We start from the raw sequence: 333 nt of genomic DNA, 5'->3' as shown, positions 1-333 counted from the left end.
TCAAAATTTTTGTTAATTCCATTTCAGCTGTCCAAAATTCCTCGCCCGTATGCTTCCCGTGAGCGGTATAGTATATATTTCCATATCGGTCAAGTTTTAATCGGTAACAATTTAAAGTGCTTTGAGGGGCTGAAAATTGCTCTTGTTCTTTCTGCTCTAACTCCACAAAAGTCCAACTCGCACTGTCTAATAAACTCTCTAAATTTGAGGTTGGTTCTTCTGTTAGTTTCGGTTGTGTGGTCTTGTAAAAATCCACAAAGGTATCTCGGTAATTAACCGACAAAAAACAATCATCATTCTCTATATTGTCCAACACTTTAAGGCGTTGGGCTT

General features: G+C 37.8%; 1 protein-coding gene. It reads right to left on the bottom strand.

The window, feature by feature from the left end; translation table 11 throughout:
- On the bottom strand, positions 1-313 hold a 313-nt coding region (locus VQ048_RS12840), incomplete at its 3' end, for a hypothetical protein (RefSeq protein WP_327612000.1).
- Positions 314-333: the final 20 nt, after the last annotated feature.

It is taken from the genome of Bergeyella anatis (assembly GCF_036016955.1).
In the GTDB taxonomy this organism is placed as follows: domain Bacteria; phylum Bacteroidota; class Bacteroidia; order Flavobacteriales; family Weeksellaceae; genus JAYWXI01.
The sequence above is the reverse complement of the archived record's forward strand: the minus strand, read 5'-3'. Positions and strand labels throughout refer to the sequence as shown.